This window comes from Burkholderia sp. D-99 (assembly GCF_011605345.1).
GTDB lineage: Bacteria > Pseudomonadota > Gammaproteobacteria > Burkholderiales > Burkholderiaceae > Burkholderia.
Genome location: NZ_JAAOXM010000018.1, coordinates 97,235 through 116,843, shown reverse-complemented (window position 1 = coordinate 116,843; position 19,609 = coordinate 97,235). Strand labels below are relative to the sequence as shown.

Here is a 19,609-nt window from a genome sequence, read left to right as displayed (position 1 = left end):
ACCGACGGCCACGCATGTGACGCGGTCCGTCGTCGTCAACTGGATCGGCATCGAATCGAAACGCCATGTAACGAGCACGGTTTTGCGCCCCGTTTTCCTGTCACGGTCACGTCATGGTGCGCCCATAACGTTGCACGTTCCCGTCGCGGCGGCATCGCCGGATCCGGGACGTGCGCAACCCGCTCGCGACGACGTGCCCGCGTCGCAGGCAGGCCTGCCGGGATCTCGCTCCCGGCGGCGCGGCGGTCATCCATCGCGCCATTTCATTCGAAAATACGATCGACGCCGGTTCGAACCGGATCGCGGACGATCAGGAGACAGGGACCATGCTGAGTCCGCATGAATTCTCGATGCTGTTGCGCGTTGCACGTGCGCCGGACAGCGTCGATCCGTCGAATCCGGCCTTCGCCGTGCTGGTGGAGAAGCGGCTGGTCGACGATACGCAGATGCGCATCAACGCCGTGGCCGCGCGCCCGGCGCTGACACCGATCGGCCAGCTGCTGCTGGCGCGCTTCGACGAAGCGGCTTGAGAGAAAGCGTCACGCGTTCGTCGACACGAAGCGCGTGACGCGTTGAACACCGTGCCGCTTATTGCGCGACCGGCACCGTTACGTCGCTGCCGAACCAGTGCATCGAGATCTTCTTCAGCGTGCCGTCCTTGTGCAGCGAATCGAGCGCGTCGTTGATCGCCTTCTCGAATTTCGGGTTGCCCTTGCGGAACGGGATCGCCATTTCCTGCTTGCCGCCGTTCACGATCGCGCCCGCGCGCAGCGGCAGGTTCGACGTCTTGATCATGTACGGCAGCATCAGGCGATCGTCGAGCGTCGCTTCGATCCGGCCCGCGGCGAGGTCGCGCAGTTTCTCCGGCGCGCCGGGATACGTCTGCACCTCGATGCCGGGCACGGTGCGCGCCATCTGGTCGTAGTTGGTGCCGAGCGTCACGCCGAGCTTCTTGCCCTTGAAATCGTCGAGCGACTTGAAGTTGCGCGTGTCGTCCTTGCGCTGGATCAGCTGCGCGGCCGAGTACGTGTACGGCTCGCTGAAGTCGAGCGCTTCCTTGCGCTGCGGCGTGACCGTGACCTGGTTGACGATCACGTCGAACTTGCCGGCCTGCAGGCCGGCGATGATGCCGCTCCATTCGGTCGGCACGAATTGCGTCTTCACGCCGAGCTTGCCGGCGACCGCGTTCGCGACGTCGACGTCGAAACCCTCGAGCTGGCCGGACGTGCCGCGCGAGTTGAACGGCGGGTAGGTACCTTCGAGGCCGACGCGCAACACGCCGGCCTTCTTGACCGAGTCGAGCAGGTCGTCCGCGTGCGCGGCGACCGCCGTGAAGCCGAGGGCCGACGCGAGCAGCAGGCCCGACAGCAGGAACTTCGAACGTTTCATCGCAGATCTCCAGTGTTCAGTGTCGTGTGTGGTGAGCGCCGGGCGCGGCGGACCGCAATACGGGCTCGTAGACACTACTCGCAACCGCGCCGTGCCGGAAGTCGAATTGGCCCTGATTGCAATCGATTTCATCGGGGCGGGAGGCGGCCGGCCGGCGTGATTGGCGTTTCCATGCACGGCTCGCGGACCAATCGGATCACGCTCTTTTAAATCAGGTCAGGTTCAGGAGCGCGCGAAATTTTGTCTGTAAAATCCCGCGGGCGAAGTTGATCGCTCGCGCCATCCGAGGGCGCGCCAAAAGAAGAAAAGGCCGTTCATGAACATGCAGAACACAATTGCCGCATTGCGCGGCGGATTGCTTCAGCAGGACCGGTTGCTGAAGCTCGATACGCCATTGGGGGCCAACGTCCTGACTGTCCAGCGGGCAGTCGGCCGCTCGCGTATCGGGCGCGCGTACGCGTTCACGCTCGACGTGCTGTCGACCGAGAGCGATCTGGAGCTTAAAAAGCTGATCGCGCAGCCCGTGACGTTGTGGATCCAGCAGGGCGATCTCGGCTACCGGCCGATCAACGGATACGTCCATACCGCGCGCCGGCTGGGCGCCGACGGCGGGCTTACGTCCTATCAGCTCGCGTTCGCCGATTTCACCCACTTCCTGAAGTTCCGTCGCGATCAGCGGTTCTGGAACGACACGACGGTCGACCAGATCATCAGCGACGTGCTGAACCAGCATCCGCAGGCGCAGGGCCATTTCCGCTTTGCGCTGACGAAGCCGCTGCCGAACCGCTCGTACACACGCCAGCACGACACCGACTGGCATTTCGTGCATCGGTTGATGGAGAGCGAAGGGCTTTACTGCGCCTGGCAGCAGGCCGACGACGGCAAGTCGCATACGCTCGTCATCACCGACAACCTGCAGGCATTCGCGCCGCTGTCACCGGAAACCGTGCGCTTTTATCGCGGCGGCGCGGCCAGCGAAGCCGACGCGTTCACGCAATGGTCGGGCACGCGCACGCTGCAGAGTGTCACGCGCACGACGCGCACGTTCGACTACAAGAATCCTTCGCAGCCGGAGAACCCGAAAGGCACATCGCTGCCGACGATGGACGGCCAGGGCGAGTTGCCGGATCAGCTCGAAGTCTACGAGTACACGGGCGCCTACACGTATCTCGACCAGACGCGCGGCGACCATCTGACGAAGGTCACGATGGAGGAGTGGGAGTCGCGGGCGAAGCGGTTCCATGCTGCGGGCGGCGTGCGCGCGATCGATGCGGGCCGGCGCTTCACGCTGGCCGATCATCCCGAACACAATCGCGATCCCGCCGAACAGCGCGAGTTCGCCGCGATCGAGGTCGCGTGGTGGATCGAGAACAACCTGCCCGTCGCGGCCGACAGCGCGGACTTTCCATACAGTCTGCGCGAAGCGTTGACGCAGGCACAGGACGGCTACGGCGCCGATCCCGCGTTTCGCGTGCCACACGAGGATGGTTCGGTCGGTTTCTATCTCGTCGAAGTCGAGACGCAGCGCGTGAACGTGCCGTATCGCAGCCCGTTCAAGCATCACAAGCCGGAAATACACCTCGAGACGGCGATCGTCGTCGGGCCGCAAGGCGAAGAGGTCTATACCGACGCGCTGAACCGGATTCGCGTGCAGTTCGTGTGGGACCGGATCAATTCGGGCAACGAGAACGCGTCTTGCTGGGTGCGCGTCGTGCAGTCGGATAGCGGTGGCGGTTACGGCGGCGTGCATGTGCCGCGCATCGGCGAGGAAGTGCTGATCGACTATGTTGGTGGCGACTGCGACCGGCCGCTCGCGGTCGGGCGCGTGTACAACGGCGCGAACCAGCCGCAGTGGCATACCGACGGGATCCTGTCGGGCTATCGGTCGAAAGAGTATTCGGGTAGCGGCTACAACCAGCTCGTGATGGACGACGCAACCGGGCAGAACCGCGTGCAGCTGATGAGCAGCAGCGCGAACAGCCTGCTGCATCTCGGCTACATCATCGATCACAACGCCAATTCACGCGGGGCGTATCTCGGCAGCGGCTTCGACCTGCGCTCCGATGCGTATGGCGCGGTGCGAGCCAGCCAGGGCCTGTACGTGACGACGCACCCGAAGGCGGCGAACAGCCAGCCGCTCGACGTGAAGGAAGCGCAGCAGCAACTCGTGTCGGGAGAGAGCCTCGTCGAGGCGATGTCGAGTGCGAGCGAACAGCATCAGGCGGAAAGCCTGAACGACGCGCAGGACACGATGCGCGCGTTTACCGATGCGACGCAGGACAGTGCACCGGGCAGCGCGTCCGGTGGGCGTACGGCCGGCGGTGGCACGGGTAACGCGAACGCGTTCAAGGAACCGGTGATGCTGTTCGGCAGCCCGTCGGGGATCGGGATGTCGACGCAGCAGTCGGTGCACATGGTCGCGAACGATCACGTGAACGTGGCGAGCGGGCAGAGCGTGCATGTTGTCGCGGGCAAGTCGCTGATCGGGAGCATCGGGCAGAAGCTGAGCCTGTTCGCGCAGAACGCGGGGATGAAGCTGTTCGCGGGCAAGGGCAAGGTCGAGATCCAGGCGCAGTCGGACAACGTCGAGGTGACCGCGCAGAAGGCGGTGAAGGTGGTGTCGGCGACGGGGCAGATCGAGATCGCGGCCGACCAGGGGATCCTGCTGACGAGCGGCGGCGGGTATGTCCGCATTCAAGGCGGGAACATCGAGATTCATACGCCGGGTGCGGTGGACGTGAAGGGTGCGTCGCATACGTTTAACGGGCCGGCGAGCATGGGGTATCCGCTGCCAAGCCCGCGGCCGGATCAGCCGGGGCAGCTGGAGTTGTTGCATACGTACGGGAACGGCCAGCCGGTGAAGGGCGGCTTGTTTTCGGTGTTCGATGCGAATGGTGGATTGCTGAAGAAAGGCGCGCTCGACAACGACGGACACATGATCGTGAGCGGGTTGCCGCCCGGTGCAGTGCAGGTGAAGTTCGGGGAGGATCCGCGTTCGCAGGACCAGGTGTCGAGCCGCTTCGATGTGGCGCCGTGGCCGGCCAATCCGGCGCCGGCGGCAGGGGCCGCGGAAACCGCGCAGGCGCAGCTCGGTTCGTTTCTGCCGGCAGCGGGCGGTGCCGCCGGCGCACTGACGGGCCTGGCCGGTGCGGCGACGCAAGGTGGCGCGGCACTGGCGAAGGCCGCCGCTGGCCAAGGTATGGGCATGGCCCGGCAGGCGCTGGCCGGCATGCTGCCGGCCGGTGCGTCGAATGCATTGGGCGCGGCGAAAACGGTCGCGGGGTTGGCGAGTTCGGCATCGCAGGGCGGAGCCGCGCTGGCGAAGGCAGTGGCAGGCCAGGGCCTTGGTATCGCGCAGCAGGCTGCGGCCAATATGCTGCCGGCGGGGGCGCAGGCGGCGCTGTCGCAAGCGGGGCAGCTGAGTGCCGCCGCCCGGCAGGTCGGCGGTCTCGCGCAGACGGCGCGTAGCGCCGCAGCCGCGCTGAAAATGAGCTGAGCGTCGCCCCTTTCAAATATCCGAGAACAGAAAAATCATGACCGCTGCGGGCGTCCTTCAACCCAAACCTACCGATGTGTTCGTGTCTCCGATCATGAAGATCACGGAGGCCGACGTGCAAGCCGGCATCGATTCATTCGACAAGTGGCTGATCAATGTCAGCGGCGGCGTCGTCAACGTCGGTCGGCTGAAGACGGTCGCGGAGAACGTGCCGATCCTGGCCAATATCTTCGCGGCAGTCGATGCGGTGCTGGATATCAAGGCGATGATCGAGCACGGCGACAAACCGATCGACATGTTCGACTGGGTCAACCTCGGTCTCGATCTGATCGGCGTCGTGCCGTTGCCGCCGGCCACGGCCGAGCTTAGGCTCGGCGCGCGCCCGGTGTTGAAGCTGATTCGACAGAAGATCGTCGAGAGCGGCAAGGCAGCGGGAGCAGCTGCGATGCAGGTGCTGCGCGACTCGCTCATTTCGGCGATCGTCGCGAACGTGCAGGAGCGTTACGCGGGCGAGATCGAGAAATTCCTGAAGGTGCTGCGCGACGGGCTGAAGGAGCTGCTCGAGCACTGCGCCAAGTTCATCGGCGATCTGATGAAGGCGATCGCCGATGTGTTCGCGCACGCGGCGGGGAAGAAGTACGAAGTCGGGCACAACGTGAAGTCGGCCGGGACCCATCTGAAGGGTGTCGGGGCGGCTATCGTTGCGTATGACGGCAGGAAGGTCCTCGACAATATTGGTGGATTCTTCTCGGACGTTCGCAAGGTCGAGGCGAAGTTCGCCGTCAACACGGCGACCTCGGCCGCTGATCTGATCAACCCGAATTCGACGAAGAAGCTGCAGCTTTTCGCTGACGATATCTACAAGCGGATTCCGACGGTCCAGAAGTGCATTCGCGAGCTCGACGGGAACGATGCGGGCAAGATCGGGTGGATCATCACGATTGGTGAAGACGGCATGCGGAGCTGGCGGAAGCGCAATCCGAAGCCGCATGCGACCGGGGTGCAAGAGCACGGGACGACGAAGGTTGCCGAGAAGCGTGCGGACCAGCGAGCTGAAGAGCTTCAAAAAACCACTGAAGCGCATCATCCGGGGCCGAATTGCTGTCTTACGCATTCCCCGGTCAAGACACCACCAGCCGCCACCGAGCATTCAATCGGATTCGCGCTCGGCGACGAGCAAATCAATCACGAAGATTTCACGATCGACGGGCCGTTGCCCGTTGTCTGGCAGCGTACCTATCGATCGTTCTTCGACGCGAACGATGCGCATGGCGAATTGGGCGCACGCTGGATCACGCCGTATACGACCCGTTTTGATATTGCAGCGGAAAAACTTGTCTATCACGATGCCGCCGGGCGAAGTGTCGAATACCCGTTGCTCGGCGTCGGAAGTGCGCACGACGATCTTTCCGAGGGGCAGACGTTATTGCGGCTGGACGAGCAGTGGCTGACGGTGACGCGCGGACATGCGCTGCTCGAAGCGTACGAGCGGCACGGCAACGTGTTTCGTCTCGCATTCGTCAAGGACCGCGCCGGCAACCAGTTGACGCTCGACTACGATGCAGAAGGGCGGTTGTATCGCCTGATTGCATCGCACGTGCAGGTTGCGTTCCGACACGATTCGCGGGGGCGCATCGTTGGCGTCACGCATCACGATGCACAAGGCGAATACGTCGGCACGCTGGCGAACTACGAGTACGACGACCAGAACGATCTGATCGGGGCGACGGACCGCTACGGCAATCGTCGCGAATACCGTTATCGACACCACCTCGTGACGCGATATACGGATCGCACCGGCCGAGGTGTGAACCTCGAGTGGAACGGTGACGGACCGAAGGCTAAATGCTTCCGCGAATACGCCGATGACGGCAGCGATGAGGTCCGTCTCGCGTGGCATCCGGACTTCCGAATGGTCGGCGTGACCGACGCGCTTGGCAATGTCACGCACCACTATTACGACAGCAAGGGCTATTCGTTCCGTGTGATTCATCCTGACGGTAGCGAAGAGTGGATGTATCGGGACGCGAACGACAAACTCGTTCAGTACATCCATCGTGACGGCACCGTCGAGCACATGGAATACGACGTGCGTGGCAATTTCGTACGCCATCAACGTACTGACGGTAGCGTGGTCGAGATGGCGTATGACCAGAAGGACCAGGTCGTTCGTGTTACCGATCCGCTTGGGCACCCGTGGCTGCGCGAATATGACGATGCAGGCAATACAGTTGCGGAGGTCGACCCGCTCGGCCACAAGACGGAGTACGCATACGACGGGCGAGGGCTGCTTACCCGGATCAAGGATGCGAAGGGGGGCGTGAAAGCCCTGAAGTACGACGACGTCGGCCAGTTGACCAGCTATACCGATTGCTCGGGCAAGACGTCGCAGTGGGCGTATGACGCCCAGGGGCGCCTCGCGGAGGCGAAGGATGCTGCGGGCGGGGTAACCGCCTACCGTTACGGTGCGAATGGCCAGTTAGCCGAAGTCGTGTCGCCAGCGGGGCGCGAGCAACTGAGCTATGACGCGGAAGGGCGTCTGCTGACCCATATTGATCCGCTGAACCGCAACACGCGTTATGGCTACGACGCGAGCGGGCGTATCAATATCCGTACCGATGCATTGGGGCAATCGCTGTCGTATCGCTATGACCGGCTCGGGCGGATCGTCGGGCTGACCGACCAGAATCACGCGAATTACGCGTTCCGCTATGACGCAACAGGTCGATTGATCGAGGAGATCGATTTCGACGGGAAGGCCACGCGTTATTCGTTTGACGAGGCGAGCAGCCGTCTCGAGTCGGTCGACGAGGCGGGGCAGGTCATGACGATGTCCCACGATCGCGGTGGACGGCTTGATGGCCGTTCGGTCGGCGAAGAGGCGGAGCGTTTCAGCTACGATCCGTTGGGACGATTGATCGAGGCCAGCAATCGATATAGCCGCGTTCAACGGTTCTTCGACCCGGTCGGTAATCTGGTGCGCGAGCATCACGCTTACGATCTGTTCGGCGCGAGCCGGAGTGTCGTGTGGCATCACCAGTACGACGAAATCGGCAACCGCGTCAGAACGGTCCGGCCCGACGGCCATGCTGTCGACTGGCTCACGTACGGCTCCGGGCACATCCACGGGATGATGCTGGACGGCAAGGAACTCGTTCAGATCGAGCGTGACGATCTGCATCGGGAGACATTGCGTACCCTGCCGAGCAAGATCGATCAACGCACCGCATACGATCGTGCCGGGAGGTTGGCGCAGCGCACGGTACAGCGTGCGAATGCACCTGCGCCGCTGGCAGAGCGCCGGTATCGCTACGACGCGGCCGGCCGGCTCGTGCAGATTGAAGACAATCGTAGAGGATTGACCGACTATCGTTACGATCCGGTCGGTCGGTTGCTCGAATCGATTGGTCCGGCGGGCAAGGAGCGGTTCGCGTTCGATCCGGCGAGCAATATCATCGATCCGGCACGTGTTGAACCGCCTCGCACGGAGAGCCGGCCGAGTCCGGTACGCGCGGAGAGTACGTTGCCTGCGGAAGTGCCCAAGGTGTTGGGCAATTTGTTGAAGCAATATGCCGGGGAGCATTTCACGTACGACGCGCGGGGCAATCTTGTTCATCGCAGATCACCGGCGGGTGAGCAACGTTACGTGTGGAACGCGTTCAATCGGCTGAGTGCTGCGACGGTTGACGGGGTCGCTCGCCGGAGCGAGTCGCGGTACTACTACGATGCGCTGGGGCGTCGCATTGCGAAAGAGGTGAACGGCGAGCGCACGGTGTTCGGGTGGGACGGCGATACGCTGGCGTATGAGAGTGCGGAGCGGGGCAGCACGCATTACGTTTACGAAGCGGGTTCGTTCGTGCCGATGGTGCAGTACGTGAGTGCACCGGTAGAAGGGTTCGAAACGCCGTCACGCAGTGCGGCCGATCGCTATGTACCGGAAGACGATCCGTTGCAACGGTTGCCGGAACGGGTTGGTGATGCGCATGCGTTCTATTACCACTGTGACCAGATCGGAACACCGCAATTGCTGACGGATGAGGACGGCGATGTGGTGTGGGAGGCGACGTACCGGGCGTGGGGCGAAGCGCGGGAGGTGATTGCGCGGGTATCGAAGGCGGCGGGGATCGTGCCGCGGAGTTCGCTGCGGTTCCAGGGGCAGCAGGTTGATGATGAGACGGGGCTGCACTATAACCGGCACAGGTACTACGATCCGAGTAGCGGGCGGTTTGTCTCAAAGGATCCGATCGGGCTGACTGGCGGCATCAACGTATATCAATACGCGCCCAATCCAGTCGATTGGGTTGATCCGCTCGGACTGGCGAAATGCCGCCCCTGCCCCAAGGACTGCGAGAAGATTCTTGACGAGGCCGGCATTCAGGTGGGGAGCCATCGCGACATGCAAAAGGCAGGGGGGGGATTGTATGATTCGCATCACATCTATCAGGACGCCGCGGTGAGTTCATTGCCGAAGTACGGTTACTTCGATGCGCCAGCGATCGTGCTTCAAGGGCGAAATGACGATGGTAAAACGCGCGGAACTCCTCACTATAAAGCAAACCGTGTTCAAGACCAGGCGGGTGGAGGCACATTGGCTGCCGAGCGACGTATTGGTTATAAAGCAATTAGAAGGGCAGGCCTAACGTCTGACCAAGCTAGATGCGCTCTTATGAAGGCGGATGGGTATTTTTCTGGCATCGGCGCGTCTGGTGCGTCGGCAACGACCATTCCTAAGCGGAGGAAATGAAATATGCAAGTATTTGATAGAGATGAAGCCTATCGGCTCATGGGTGATCTTTTAAAAGGAATTCGTGGCGGGGTAATGGGGGATTTGGCGAAATTTGGGGTGACTCATGATATTTTTGAGGAAATTGAAGAAGAGCTGCAACGATCCAGAGAGGACGTCGAAAAGCTGACTTTGCCGCCGCCTGATCTGGCATTTGTTCCGGATGGGACTGGTCGAATTCCATTCGATATATTCGAAATGGATGCCAATCCAAGCTCGCGACGAGTTGCGTGTCAATTATGGTCTGATGGCGAAAGGGCGGAGTTAACGCTGGTTGCTGATTTGTCAATTGAGCAAGGCGAAATGTCTCTTGCTTTTAGATTGCTGGAAACGCAGTGAATATTTTTCCTTTTCCATGAATGAATGTTGTTGCATAGTTTTTTTGCCAGCATTTGTTAGGTGATGATATTTGATGGGCCGCGTATGCGGCCCATTGCTTTGGTGTACCAAAAACAGTGAACGGTGCGCGGACAGCGTTCGGCTGGGGTGGCGATACGCTTGCATACGAGAGCGATGGCGAGCGCGGTACGCACTATATCTACGAGCCGTGGACGTTCGTACCCCTGGCGCAATATCTGACGGAGCCGGTGGAGGGAATCGCGACGCCGGTGTGGAAGAGCGTCGATCGGTACGTGCCGGAGGAAGATCCACTGCAGAAGGTGCCGGGGCGCAGGGCGGACGCGAAGCTGTTCTATTACCACTGCGACCAGATCGGCACGCCGTAATTGCTGACGAATGAGGAAGGCGATGTAGTATCGAAGGCGACGGGGATCGTGCCGCAGCGTTCGTCACGATGCAATTCACTCCAATGAGAACGCTCTTGCGAGGATGCATCTGCGGTTCGGAGCAAATGGGTTCGAGTTTGAGTTGCTGTTGTGATGAATGATTTGAGGAGGCGAAAATGCATCAAGAGTTAATTTTTTCCCCCTTGAGGTCGGCCAAAGGTGATGCGTACGTTGGTGGGGGTGTCTATCTTCCGGCCGATGTTCGCTGGCCCACATCTGACAATGGCGAACCGTTGGTTCATTTGTTGAGTCTTCCGGGGTGGTGGCTCAGCGCTAGTCTTAAAGGCGACGATTTCTGGATTTCAATATTTGTTCCTTATGTGAGGGGCGAGGTTGACCATTATCGACGACTTCGCGAAAGAGACGGTCAGTCTGCGGCGGTTGTTGTTGGGCATCTGGCGGGTGAATTCCTTAGGAATGAAAGTTCAGACGAGATCAAAGATGTCGGAAAAGGTGTGATTTCCCAGAGTAGTGACTCTGACGACTCCGAAAATCTAGCCTCAAAAATTGATGGGGTGCACGCGTGGTTGCAGCGACCAATTTCTATGCCAGGCATGCAAAGAAGATTGTCAATATACGGCGGGGATCTTGATTTTGCGCTGCCGAATTATAAAGGAATACTTTCAGATGGTATGGGGTATTTGTTCATCGATAATTCTGCACTTGATGAAAGACGTGCAGAACTGGGTCATTTCTTTCTTCAGCTTGGCTAGGTTGCAAGTAAATTAATAAAGTTGCACGGAATGGGTGCGCCGGAGGAGGTGACCGACGAGGCTGGCGAAGTCGCGTGGTCATCGCGTTACAAGGCTTGGGGCGAAGCGAAGGAGGTCATCAGCGAGGCGGCACGCAAGACGGGTATCCGGAGCTATCGCAAGTGTACACACCGACCAAGTGAGCGTCACATGCAAGTAGTTAAGATCATTGAAGAAAAATACGTTGGCAATCGCTCGGAAGTGGTTGAGCAGGACTATGTTGAAGCTGCGCAAGTCATATCAGCGATTGAGAGAATGAATGATAAGGACCCTTCATCTGTCATGTTTTTGATGAACGATGAGGCGGCATTTTCGGTTGGAGGTGGCGAAGGCGATCGATACGTCGCATTTTTGGCGATCGGGACGGACGAAGCTCTTTTTGCGCTGGTAGCTTCAGATAAGCCTGAGGACGAGTATGCTGACCTGATGGTTGGTGGGCAGCGCGGCAGCTACTCGCTACGTCAATGTGTTGACAAAGCGACGGTGATACAGGCGGCATTGTACTTTTGCCAGTTCGGTCAGTCCGATCCAAGATTGGTTTGGAAAGATGGGTAATCATTTGGACGGTTCTACCAACTCTGCGCTTCGGCCATCCCCTCGCCGGTAACCGAGTCGATGAAGTCCGGTGATACATCGGTGCCATAGTACTCGGCCAGACACCCCCGGATCTCGCGCACACTCATGTCACACGCGTACGCAGCGAAGAACTTGGAACTCTTTCATTCCAATGAGTGAATTTTCATTTTTAAACATATGTATCGCCGCGGGTCTTGCCGTCGCGTGGTCGATAATTTTTATGAGAAAAATTGCAAGGGAAAAGAAAATCGCCAGAGGTGATGTCAAGACGTGGATCAAGAACGTCATTGATTCGCTCTTTGGGATGGGATAGCGCGACAAGCGAGCGAACAGGTTGCTGCAGACCACCGGCTTATACACGCCTCGCCTGTACCTGACGGACGCGATCCGACATTGAGAGCGAACTTCATTGGGATATATGACGACTCACTACCCATCCCTCGAAGCGGCTTTTCGGGATCGTCCGGTCCGGATCGCAGACTGGGGATACTTCGAATGTCGGGAGACAGACTTGACTGCATCGGGTGTCGAATTCTTCGACGACGTCGAAGACCCGGGGCATTGTCGGCGAGCGGCGTTCGCGGGGAGCGGTGGGTGCCTCGTCGTGCTGACCATCTACGGCGATCCCAAAGTCAATGAAGTCGTGTTCGCGTGCGATGCAAAAATTGCCGGGAAAAGCGATTTGCTGAATGCGCTACCGGAGCCATTCCACCGATGGGTCGACCTGTTCGAGATCGTTTATTTCGGTCAGCCGATCTGAGTGGCCAGCCGCAGCGGGTAGCCAACACGTTGTTCGATCGTCCCGCCCACAAACACGATGGCAGGTTTCACCTTTCGCTTCATTGGCATAATCACGACCTTTTGCGGTATCGTGCGCGAGCGCTGATGTCCGATTCCGTGCCGACGAACAACGTACGCGCTTTGCAGGCCCACGTGAATCCACCGACGGTGTCGCACATGCATGTCACGGCACCGTGCCATCCGCACCGCCAAACGTCACTCCCACTCCTACAACCGATGCTCGCAACAACCGACCTGACGACCGTAGTCAGCCTGAAGCAGATCCTCGAAACGCCCGGTGACTTCTCTGGTTGGCTCTATTTGCCGCCGATGCCGTGGACGCGCGATACAGAGGGTGCGTTTGCGGAAGATGCGCAACATGCCGAAGACGATGCATCGCCCTCGATCGCACCGCAACCGGGCTGGATCGTCACCCTGAACAGTGCGACGATCGAGGACATCGTGATCAACGCCCACGACCAAGTCGACGAACCGAGCGTTGCGCAATTGCTCGATGCGTTCGTCTTTTACGTCGAGAACGATGAATTCATCCTGTTCTGACGACGTGGCCTGTCACAAGTCGGCATGAAATCCTGGCATGACATCCTGGTTGCAGCCAATCCGCTCGTCCGGTTTCTCGAGCAGGATGCATTTTTCGGCACCGCCTATCTCGGCGATCCCGCGGCGCATCACGTTGTCCGGGATGCGGCGGTCGCACGTCGTTTCGCGACCGATGACTCCTTCGACGACTTCGACGAATGGGAGTCGGTAAGTGACGGTGACGGTGTGTTTCCCACTGGTTTCGAATGGAGCCGCGAGGTTGAATACCAGTTGAGGAAGAGTCGGTATTGGGGAATCGAAGGCAAGCACTTCAACGGGGCAGATCTCAAGTGGACGAATGCGGTGTCGTGTCCGCTGATCGAGTTGATGATCAGGGATATCGGCATCCTGTTTCAGTGTTACGCCAATGATTGCTTCCCGCCGATCTGGAACAGCATTCTGCATGCTTATCTCGACGGTGGTTTCCCTTGTGGCTGGGATGGCCGGCGTCCCGAGGGTAGGTTGGTCGTCTTCTCGAATGCCTAGCCGGAGCGGGGGATGTCTGCAGCCCGAACGCAATCGGTAGCAACAAGGAATCACTCGGCGGCCCTCCATTTAGAAGGGCGCGGTTGTCATAGGGATGGTCTGCGGTTGAGGGCAGGTATTCAGTCATGCGATGTAGTGCGCCTGAGCCCCCACCTACACCAACCGTCGACTGGAATACGATGTCACGCGGGGCGAGGGCCATGGGTGACCGAGCATGAACGCAGAAATCATTGTTGATATTTTCGAGGCGGCCGACGCGTTCTCGGACGGCGACCTGGCGCCGATTCAACGGCTGCTGCCGACAATCGAAAGACAAAAAGTGCTTGAGGGAGTCCCCATTCTCTTCCATGTCGCGAGAAGTCGAGCGATCTTCGATTTTCTGGACAGCCGCGATGTGAACTTCCTGCAGAGGGACGAGCGCACCGGAGATACGTTTCTGCATTGTGCGACTTTGGATCGTGATTCGGCGCTCTTCGAGAAAGTGGTTGCGTGGTATGCGACACGGAACCTGCTCGACGAGTCAGGCCACAGTGGTATCACGGCACTATCGGCAGCGTTGAAATTTGGATTGATGGAGCGAGCTGAGAAACTGATCGACGCCGGCGCCGATATGTCGACGGTGGCGACGAACGGTCTCACGCCGATCCTGCAGGCGACATATTGTCTTGACGGGGAGGACGCTGCGATATCGGGGCTGAATTTGTTGTTACTCAGAGGGATTGAAGTGAGCCGTGATGAGGCTCTTCATTTGAAGAAATGCGCGTCTGATCTCGGCCGGGGCGAGGTCGAGAAGTGGCTTGACGGACACATGAAATTCGACTGACAGCATCCACGATCTCCGAGACTCAGGATTCACTCAAGTGTCGGCATGCGGCTGACAGAGAGGCGCAAGATCCGGTATCGTTCGCAAGCGATTCGACAAGGCGCCATGTCGCCGGGAGGCACGATGCACAATCGGGATCTGAAGCCGTTCATCGTCGCAATTCGCGACATGGTGGACGCGCACGCAAGCATCGGCGCACCTGTGCCCGATCATGCAACACACTCGGGATCGCTCTCCGTGAGCGCTGAAATTGCCGCATGGTTCAACGCGCTCGACGATGTCGATCTGTCGATTCCCTGGATCGCTGACGACCTCCTGCTGTACGGCAACCACTCGAGTCTCGCGATCGGCCAGACCGGCTATCGCGTCGACGCATCGGGCCGGCGTCTGTCCGGATGGCACGACGACTGGATCGTGCTGGGTCAGATGGGCGGCGATCCGGTTATCGTCGTGCCGGCAGGCGATGTGCTGTTCGACCGTCACGGCGCGGGCTCCTGGGCACCATTGCGCGTTGCGTCATCCCCTACGCACTTCGCCCACGCGCTGCGTATCTGGTGCGATCTGTACGTTGGAAAGTACGCACGCGATATCTTCGACGATACATATGAAATCCGGCCGGCATTCCTGGCTGAAGTCCGGTCGCGGATAGGCGATGCGCTGCCGGATCCGGAAGCGGCGGTGTTCATGGAGATGGTTGGTGGGTGAGAGCAGGCGCGCGGTCTCAAGTAATGTGGAGGCCAATGCGCCGGCAGCCCGGGTGACACAAGTTATTGACTGGAACACGGTCTTAGGTGCGGCGAGAACGAAATGCATGACCCCGACCAAGATTACGAGCTGATCTACGTCTACGCCGGTAGCTCCGGTGACGCACCGGTTCACGAAGAACTTCCCGCGCGTCCGGTCGAGCCGGGCATCTATGAACTGCTGGCATCGCCTGGCCTCGCGCTGAATCTCGCGAAAGGCGATCTTGTCCGCATAGACGACCCCGATCGTCCGGCCACGGTGCTGAAGCGCGGCGGAAACTACTGCATCCAGATCTATGGCGACGCGATTCCGGATCGCGACATCGACCGGCTTGCGGATGAGGTCGAATCCGAACTGAACGGTACGCTCGACGGCCGTTACGGCGGCTCGCTCGCGCTATCGGTGCCGTCCGGCGCTGGAGGCGAACGAATCCGTACTGTCTTCGACGACTTCACGGCAAGAACCGGCCTTGCCTGGTACTACGCGAACATCTACCGGAACTTCGAGGATCCGGACGACGAAACGCTGCTCGACTGGTGGATCGAGCCGTGACGCGCAAAATCGAACACGTGTATGTCGGAGATACCGACAGGAAGATCAACCGATGACCCGCACACCGACCATCGGCACGACCGTAACCGAAATCGAAGCAGCCGAAGCATTACTCGGCCGCGCGTTGCCGCATTCGTTCGCGACATGGCTGCTGCTCAACAACGGCAGGTCGCTTGGCGGATTGTCCGTGTTCCCCGTCTTCGATGCGCGTAATCCGCGCAAGACCTGGAATTCGATCGTTCGGCATTACAGCGAAGGCTGGCGCGCGTGGCGAGACAATTTCGACGATACGGATGCCGATTTCTCGAACTTGTTGCCGTTTGCCGAGTTCGGGACAGGTGACTACTACTGCTTTGACTACGACCGGACAGGGGCATCGTGCGAGCCGGCCGTCGTGCTTTGGTCGCACGAGACGGGCGAGACGACGCCGGTAGCCGACAGTTTCATGGCTTTTCTGTCGATGCGGGGCTGCAGGGAGGGGGGCGGGAAATGAACCTGACGGATGATCCGGCCGAGTTGCGTGCACGCCAGGAGGCCGTGTGTGCGCGATACGCTCTGCGAGCTGCCGAACCCGAGCACAAGGTTGCGGTCGCGATATCGACGCTCGGGCGGATGCCTGTCTATGGCACGCGCATCGCGCTGTCGGAAGGCGATGACGTCGGCTGGTTTTTCCACTGCGGCGAGTATTCGGACGCGCTCGATTTCTACCAGCCGCTGCACGCCACACATCTGCCCACCTGCCTGCCACTGGTCTTGCCCTATCTGATGCTGCCGCCCGGCGCGCGTTTCATCATCGACGACGCCGGCTACGAAGACGTCTGGATGGATCTGCCCGGCAACGAGGTGTCGCGGTGAGTGCGCGGCAGACCTTGCGCAAGGCGCTGATGCTGCTCGATCATGGCATGACGGATCGAGGCGAAGCCGTGCTGCATCTTGCGCTGACCGAGGCCGAGCAGGAGGGCGATCGCGTTGCACTCGCCCAGTCGCTCGTCGCGCTGGGCGATCTGATGTGTGAGACGTCACGCAGTGGATCGGCGCGTCCGTTCCTGGAGCGGGCGCTTGCGGCGGCACGAGACACCGATGCCGGCCTGCTGGCGTTCGAGCGTGACAGGGCCGAACAATTGCTGGCGCGTATCGAATGCGAGCGCATCGGATTGCAGATTCGCGGCCCGGAAGATTTCAAGAACAGGACGTTCGGGCTTGCCGACTTCATCGCAGTTGTGCGAGCGAAGGCCGAACGGCCGGAGGGCTACGATCCGGCGTGGCGATACGATGTGTACGGAAATGACGGCGATGCAGACTGGTGTCCGCGGCAGACGATCTATATCGGCGACAAGGTACAGGTCGACGACGAGGATCGCGAGAGCTACCCCGAACGGGTCACCGAGCTCGGTTACGTATTCCGCTATTCGTGCGAGCACTTCCAGGACGTCGTCGATCTGGCGTATCGTCAGAAACCCGATGCATCGATCGAGGACGTCGTCCGCTGCCTCAACCACTTCGATCGCCACGACGACTTCCTCGATCTGGATTCGAACGGCGAGTAGCCGCGAGCACGACGAATAGTACGTCGCAACAAAAAAGGACCGCCAGGGCGGTCCTTTTTCATCGTGAAGCGAGGCCGAGAAACCTCTGCCCCTCAAGGCAACGAAATCGTCAAATTGGCCGACTCCGGCCCGACCTTGATGACCTGCGAATAAGGCGCCAGCGCCTGCAGCGTCTTGTCCTTCAGATACGTGTTGAGCCCGATATACCCGAGCAGCGCCACCAGCGCAAACACCGCCCCGATCGCCCACACCGGCACTTCACGCTTCAACCGGTGCGCGATCTGATCCGGCAGCGGCCAATGCGGTGCGAACGGCGCGCGCTTGCCCTTCATATGCGCGATCTCGTCCCCCAGCCGCGCAGTGAGGTAAGCGAGCTTCTCCGGCCCTTCGAGCAGATACTTGCCCTGGAACCCGAGCAGCAGGCACATATGAAACACCTCGAGCGATTGCAGCCGCGCCGCACCCTGCGCGCGGCACTCCTCGAGATACTGGAAGAACTTCTCGCCCGCCAACTGCTCGCCGAACAGCACGAGCTGCAACGGCCGGCGTTCCCAGTCCGTGCGGATCTTGAACTGCGACGACAGCACCATTTCGTCGATGGCCGCGCAGAACGCGAACTTCGCGCTGTACACATCTTCAGCGGCGATATTCAGCTTCTTCGCGCCACGCTCGAAGTCCGACAGAAATTCCTGGATCCGCGTGCTGAACTCGCTCGCGCTATCCGGCTCCCGCCCGTTCTTGAGCAGGAACAGCATGAAGAACCCGTCGTACAGCAGGTCGAGCAGCGAACGGGCCTGGAACGAGGCGTCCGTCGACGACGGGGTATGCAGGGGGGCCGGCGCGTTGTCGCCGAACAGGGAAGGCGCGTAGCTCATGATGTGACCGCGATCAGTTCGAACTTCAGGTCATTGATGCCAGTCGGCGCGTAGATCATCGCGGACTGGGCCTGCAGCATGCGCTCGTACAGCGCACCGCGCGAATCGAGTGCGAAGTAGCAGGCGCCGGGGCGCACCGGAATCGCGGGCGGCACCTGCGGCGTGTACGACAGCCGCACGCCGGGCATGGCCGACAGCACGAGCTTGTCGACGTCGTCGGGCGCGCCGACCTTGAAGCGGGCCGGCACCGCATCGACGAGCTCGACGCTCGGCATGTCCGCGGACACCGCGAGGTAGAACTCGGTCTTGTCGTCGATCTTGCCGGAATCGAGGCGGCCGAGGTGGAACGACGGGCGCACTTCGTCGAGCGTGATCGCGAAGTAGCGCGTCGAGATCACGGTGTCGAGCAGCTCGCGCAGCATCAGGTCGAGACGCGCAAAGCTCGGGCCCGGATCGTCGTGGCGGTACACCGGCAGGTCGGCGAGCGTATAGCCCTTCGAGAACGTCATCAGCTGGCCCGCGAGGCGCAGCAGCTCCTGGAACAGCCGCTCGGGATGCAGCGCCGAATGCTGGTGCAGGTGCGCGAGCGTCGCGAACGCGGCGTTCGCGGTGTGCAGCAGCCAGAACGATGCGATGTCGCCCGAGCGGAATTCGATGATGTTCTTCGACGGCTCGCGGTGAAAGCCATACAGCGCGTTCACCTTCGCCTGCAGCGCATCGACGAGCTGGCGCAGCCGCTGGTGCAGGATCGGCGATGCGTCGATCGCGAGGCATGGCGGCACGAAGCTGTCGTCAAGCTCGAAACCCGAGGTCGCGGTGCGGCGCACGCGCACGAGCGGCACCGACAGCAGCTGGTCGCGCGGTTCGCTATGCGCGATCAGCTTGACCTGCGTCTTCAGGAACGTGATGTCGGCTTCGGCCGCATCGGTGAAGTTGTCGGCGACGCTCGTCTGCTCGCTGACGAAACGCGTCATGAAGCCGGCGGCCGGATCGTCGCTGTAGTTGGTGCCGTTCTCGCGTTGCGGGTGCAGCGCGAGATAGAACACGAATTCGTTGATGCCGTCAGGCAGCGTGTCCAGCGCGATCGGCGGCGGCAGGTCGTCGGCCTGCGGCGCGGCATACAGCGCGCCGTCCGGGAACACGAGCGCGAGCTCGGCCACCCGCAGCACGTTGCTGCCGAGTGCATCGCGGTCGATGCGCACCGAGCGCACGCCCCAGTTGTACGGCTGGATCGCCTGGATCGATTCGAACAGGCGCGCTTCGTGGTACGCGTCCTGTCGCTGAAAGTGTTGAGGCCGGAGGAACAGCCCTTCCCCCCACAGCACCTTGGCCGAATAACTCATGTCAAATCCGGTTAATGTCGCGTTGCGATGTAATCGATTTGTTCGTGCCCGAATTAAATCGCCAATTGTTAACTCTTG

Annotated in this window: 18 protein-coding genes and 2 pseudogenes; 17 read left to right on the top strand and 3 right to left on the bottom strand. The window is 60.6% G+C overall.

Translation table 11 applies throughout. The features are described from left to right. Nucleotides 1-326: 326 nt before the first annotated feature. Nucleotides 327-530, top strand: coding sequence for a hypothetical protein (locus HAV18_RS36975; RefSeq protein WP_166965650.1), 204 nt, complete (start codon nucleotides 327-329; stop codon nucleotides 528-530). Between the two features lie 58 nt (nucleotides 531-588). Here the strand turns inward: HAV18_RS36975 and HAV18_RS36970 are convergent, their stop codons facing one another. Next, on the bottom strand, nucleotides 589-1,389 hold the full coding sequence (locus HAV18_RS36970; RefSeq protein ID WP_166965648.1) for a transporter substrate-binding domain-containing protein: 801 nt from the start codon (nucleotides 1,387-1,389) through the stop codon (nucleotides 589-591). Between the two features lie 316 nt (nucleotides 1,390-1,705). On the opposite strand from HAV18_RS36970, the gene HAV18_RS36965 reads away from it, so the two are divergent. The 16 genes and pseudogenes from HAV18_RS36965 to HAV18_RS36890 all read left to right on the top strand — a co-directional run bounded on the left by HAV18_RS36965 (nucleotide 1,706) and on the right by HAV18_RS36890 (nucleotide 17,313). Then, nucleotides 1,706-4,885 carry a type VI secretion system Vgr family protein gene (locus HAV18_RS36965; RefSeq protein ID WP_166965647.1) on the top strand — a complete coding sequence of 1,060 codons (3,180 nt, stop codon included), beginning with the start codon at nucleotides 1,706-1,708 and terminating at the stop codon, nucleotides 4,883-4,885. Nucleotides 4,886-4,922: 37 nt separating this feature from the next. Continuing rightward, the gene (locus HAV18_RS36960) at nucleotides 4,923-9,629 is read left to right on the top strand and encodes an RHS repeat-associated core domain-containing protein (protein WP_166965645.1); all 4,707 of its coding nucleotides are present in this window, start codon (nucleotides 4,923-4,925) and stop codon (nucleotides 9,627-9,629) included. A 3-nt stretch (nucleotides 9,630-9,632) separates the two neighbouring features. Beyond that, entirely contained in the window at nucleotides 9,633-10,007 is a 375-nt protein-coding gene (locus HAV18_RS36955) for a hypothetical protein (RefSeq protein ID WP_166965643.1), read from the top strand. 77 nt (nucleotides 10,008-10,084) lie between these two features. After that, a pseudogene (locus tag HAV18_RS36950) lies at nucleotides 10,085-10,477 on the top strand (RHS domain-containing protein); the annotation flags it as partial. Nucleotides 10,478-10,569: 92 nt separating this feature from the next. Further along, a complete protein-coding gene (locus tag HAV18_RS36945) occupies nucleotides 10,570-11,166 on the top strand; it encodes a hypothetical protein (protein ID WP_166965641.1) in 597 nt (198 codons plus the stop codon). 30 nt (nucleotides 11,167-11,196) lie between these two features. Beyond that, nucleotides 11,197-11,265 (top strand): annotated as a pseudogene (locus HAV18_RS40425) (RHS domain-containing protein); the annotation flags it as partial. A 90-nt stretch (nucleotides 11,266-11,355) separates the two neighbouring features. Further along, entirely contained in the window at nucleotides 11,356-11,760 is a 405-nt protein-coding gene (locus HAV18_RS36940) for an Imm1 family immunity protein (RefSeq protein ID WP_243771839.1), read from the top strand. 439 nt (nucleotides 11,761-12,199) lie between these two features. Beyond that, nucleotides 12,200-12,541 (top strand): hypothetical protein, encoded by a 342-nt coding sequence (locus HAV18_RS36930; protein ID WP_166965637.1) that lies wholly within the window; start codon nucleotides 12,200-12,202, stop codon nucleotides 12,539-12,541. Nucleotides 12,542-12,798: 257 nt separating this feature from the next. Next, entirely contained in the window at nucleotides 12,799-13,122 is a 324-nt protein-coding gene (locus tag HAV18_RS36925) for a hypothetical protein (RefSeq protein ID WP_166965707.1), read from the top strand. Between the two features lie 24 nt (nucleotides 13,123-13,146). Further along, complete coding sequence (locus HAV18_RS36920) at nucleotides 13,147-13,647, top strand: hypothetical protein (protein WP_166965481.1); 501 nt, start codon at nucleotides 13,147-13,149, stop codon at nucleotides 13,645-13,647. A 214-nt stretch (nucleotides 13,648-13,861) separates the two neighbouring features. Then, nucleotides 13,862-14,470, top strand: coding sequence for an ankyrin repeat domain-containing protein (locus HAV18_RS36915; RefSeq protein WP_166965635.1), 609 nt, complete (start codon nucleotides 13,862-13,864; stop codon nucleotides 14,468-14,470). A 45-nt stretch (nucleotides 14,471-14,515) separates the two neighbouring features. Further along, complete coding sequence (locus HAV18_RS36910; protein ID WP_166965633.1) at nucleotides 14,516-15,175, top strand: hypothetical protein; 660 nt, start codon at nucleotides 14,516-14,518, stop codon at nucleotides 15,173-15,175. A gap of 102 nt (nucleotides 15,176-15,277) precedes the next feature. After that, nucleotides 15,278-15,766 (top strand): DUF4265 domain-containing protein, encoded by a 489-nt coding sequence (locus HAV18_RS36905; protein WP_166965631.1) that lies wholly within the window; start codon nucleotides 15,278-15,280, stop codon nucleotides 15,764-15,766. 52 nt (nucleotides 15,767-15,818) lie between these two features. Next, nucleotides 15,819-16,259, top strand: coding sequence for an SMI1/KNR4 family protein (locus HAV18_RS36900; RefSeq protein WP_166965629.1), 441 nt, complete (start codon nucleotides 15,819-15,821; stop codon nucleotides 16,257-16,259). Continuing rightward, on the top strand, nucleotides 16,256-16,621 hold the full coding sequence (locus HAV18_RS36895; RefSeq protein WP_243771838.1) for a hypothetical protein: 366 nt from the start codon (nucleotides 16,256-16,258) through the stop codon (nucleotides 16,619-16,621). Before HAV18_RS36900 ends, HAV18_RS36895 begins: the two co-directional genes overlap by 4 nt. Before the next feature lie 14 nt (nucleotides 16,622-16,635). Then, a complete protein-coding gene (locus HAV18_RS36890) occupies nucleotides 16,636-17,313 on the top strand; it encodes a tetratricopeptide repeat protein (RefSeq protein ID WP_166965627.1) in 678 nt (225 codons plus the stop codon). A 92-nt stretch (nucleotides 17,314-17,405) separates the two neighbouring features. Here HAV18_RS36890 and icmH read toward each other — a convergent pair whose 3' ends face one another. Beyond that, the gene (gene icmH, locus HAV18_RS36885; protein WP_166965625.1) at nucleotides 17,406-18,188 is read right to left on the bottom strand and encodes a type IVB secretion system protein IcmH/DotU; all 783 of its coding nucleotides are present in this window, start codon (nucleotides 18,186-18,188) and stop codon (nucleotides 17,406-17,408) included. Further along, entirely contained in the window at nucleotides 18,185-19,531 is a 1,347-nt protein-coding gene (gene tssK / locus HAV18_RS36880; RefSeq protein WP_166965623.1) for a type VI secretion system baseplate subunit TssK, read from the bottom strand. Before tssK ends, icmH begins: the two co-directional genes overlap by 4 nt. Between the last annotated feature and the right edge of the window lie 78 nt (nucleotides 19,532-19,609).

Coding starts and splice junctions, on each gene's coding strand:
- HAV18_RS36970 (WP_166965648.1), bottom strand. CDS start 1,389: ATGAAACGTTCGAAGTTCCTGCTGTCGGGCCTGCTGCTCGCGTCGGCC.
- HAV18_RS36930 (WP_166965637.1), top strand. CDS start 12,200: ATGACGACTCACTACCCATCCCTCGAAGCGGCTTTTCGGGATCGTCCG.
- icmH (WP_166965625.1), bottom strand. CDS start 18,188: ATGAGCTACGCGCCTTCCCTGTTCGGCGACAACGCGCCGGCCCCCCTG.
- HAV18_RS36945 (WP_166965641.1), top strand. CDS start 10,570: ATGCATCAAGAGTTAATTTTTTCCCCCTTGAGGTCGGCCAAAGGTGAT.
- HAV18_RS36965 (WP_166965647.1), top strand. CDS start 1,706: ATGAACATGCAGAACACAATTGCCGCATTGCGCGGCGGATTGCTTCAG.
- HAV18_RS36955 (WP_166965643.1), top strand. CDS start 9,633: ATGCAAGTATTTGATAGAGATGAAGCCTATCGGCTCATGGGTGATCTT.
- HAV18_RS36920 (WP_166965481.1), top strand. CDS start 13,147: ATGAAATCCTGGCATGACATCCTGGTTGCAGCCAATCCGCTCGTCCGG.
- HAV18_RS36895 (WP_243771838.1), top strand. CDS start 16,256: ATGAACCTGACGGATGATCCGGCCGAGTTGCGTGCACGCCAGGAGGCC.
- HAV18_RS36940 (WP_243771839.1), top strand. CDS start 11,356: ATGCAAGTAGTTAAGATCATTGAAGAAAAATACGTTGGCAATCGCTCG.
- HAV18_RS36975 (WP_166965650.1), top strand. CDS start 327: ATGCTGAGTCCGCATGAATTCTCGATGCTGTTGCGCGTTGCACGTGCG.
- HAV18_RS36905 (WP_166965631.1), top strand. CDS start 15,278: ATGCATGACCCCGACCAAGATTACGAGCTGATCTACGTCTACGCCGGT.
- HAV18_RS36925 (WP_166965707.1), top strand. CDS start 12,799: ATGCTCGCAACAACCGACCTGACGACCGTAGTCAGCCTGAAGCAGATC.
- HAV18_RS36960 (WP_166965645.1), top strand. CDS start 4,923: ATGACCGCTGCGGGCGTCCTTCAACCCAAACCTACCGATGTGTTCGTG.
- tssK (WP_166965623.1), bottom strand. CDS start 19,531: ATGAGTTATTCGGCCAAGGTGCTGTGGGGGGAAGGGCTGTTCCTCCGG.
- HAV18_RS36915 (WP_166965635.1), top strand. CDS start 13,862: ATGAACGCAGAAATCATTGTTGATATTTTCGAGGCGGCCGACGCGTTC.
- HAV18_RS36900 (WP_166965629.1), top strand. CDS start 15,819: ATGACCCGCACACCGACCATCGGCACGACCGTAACCGAAATCGAAGCA.
- HAV18_RS36910 (WP_166965633.1), top strand. CDS start 14,516: ATGCGGCTGACAGAGAGGCGCAAGATCCGGTATCGTTCGCAAGCGATT.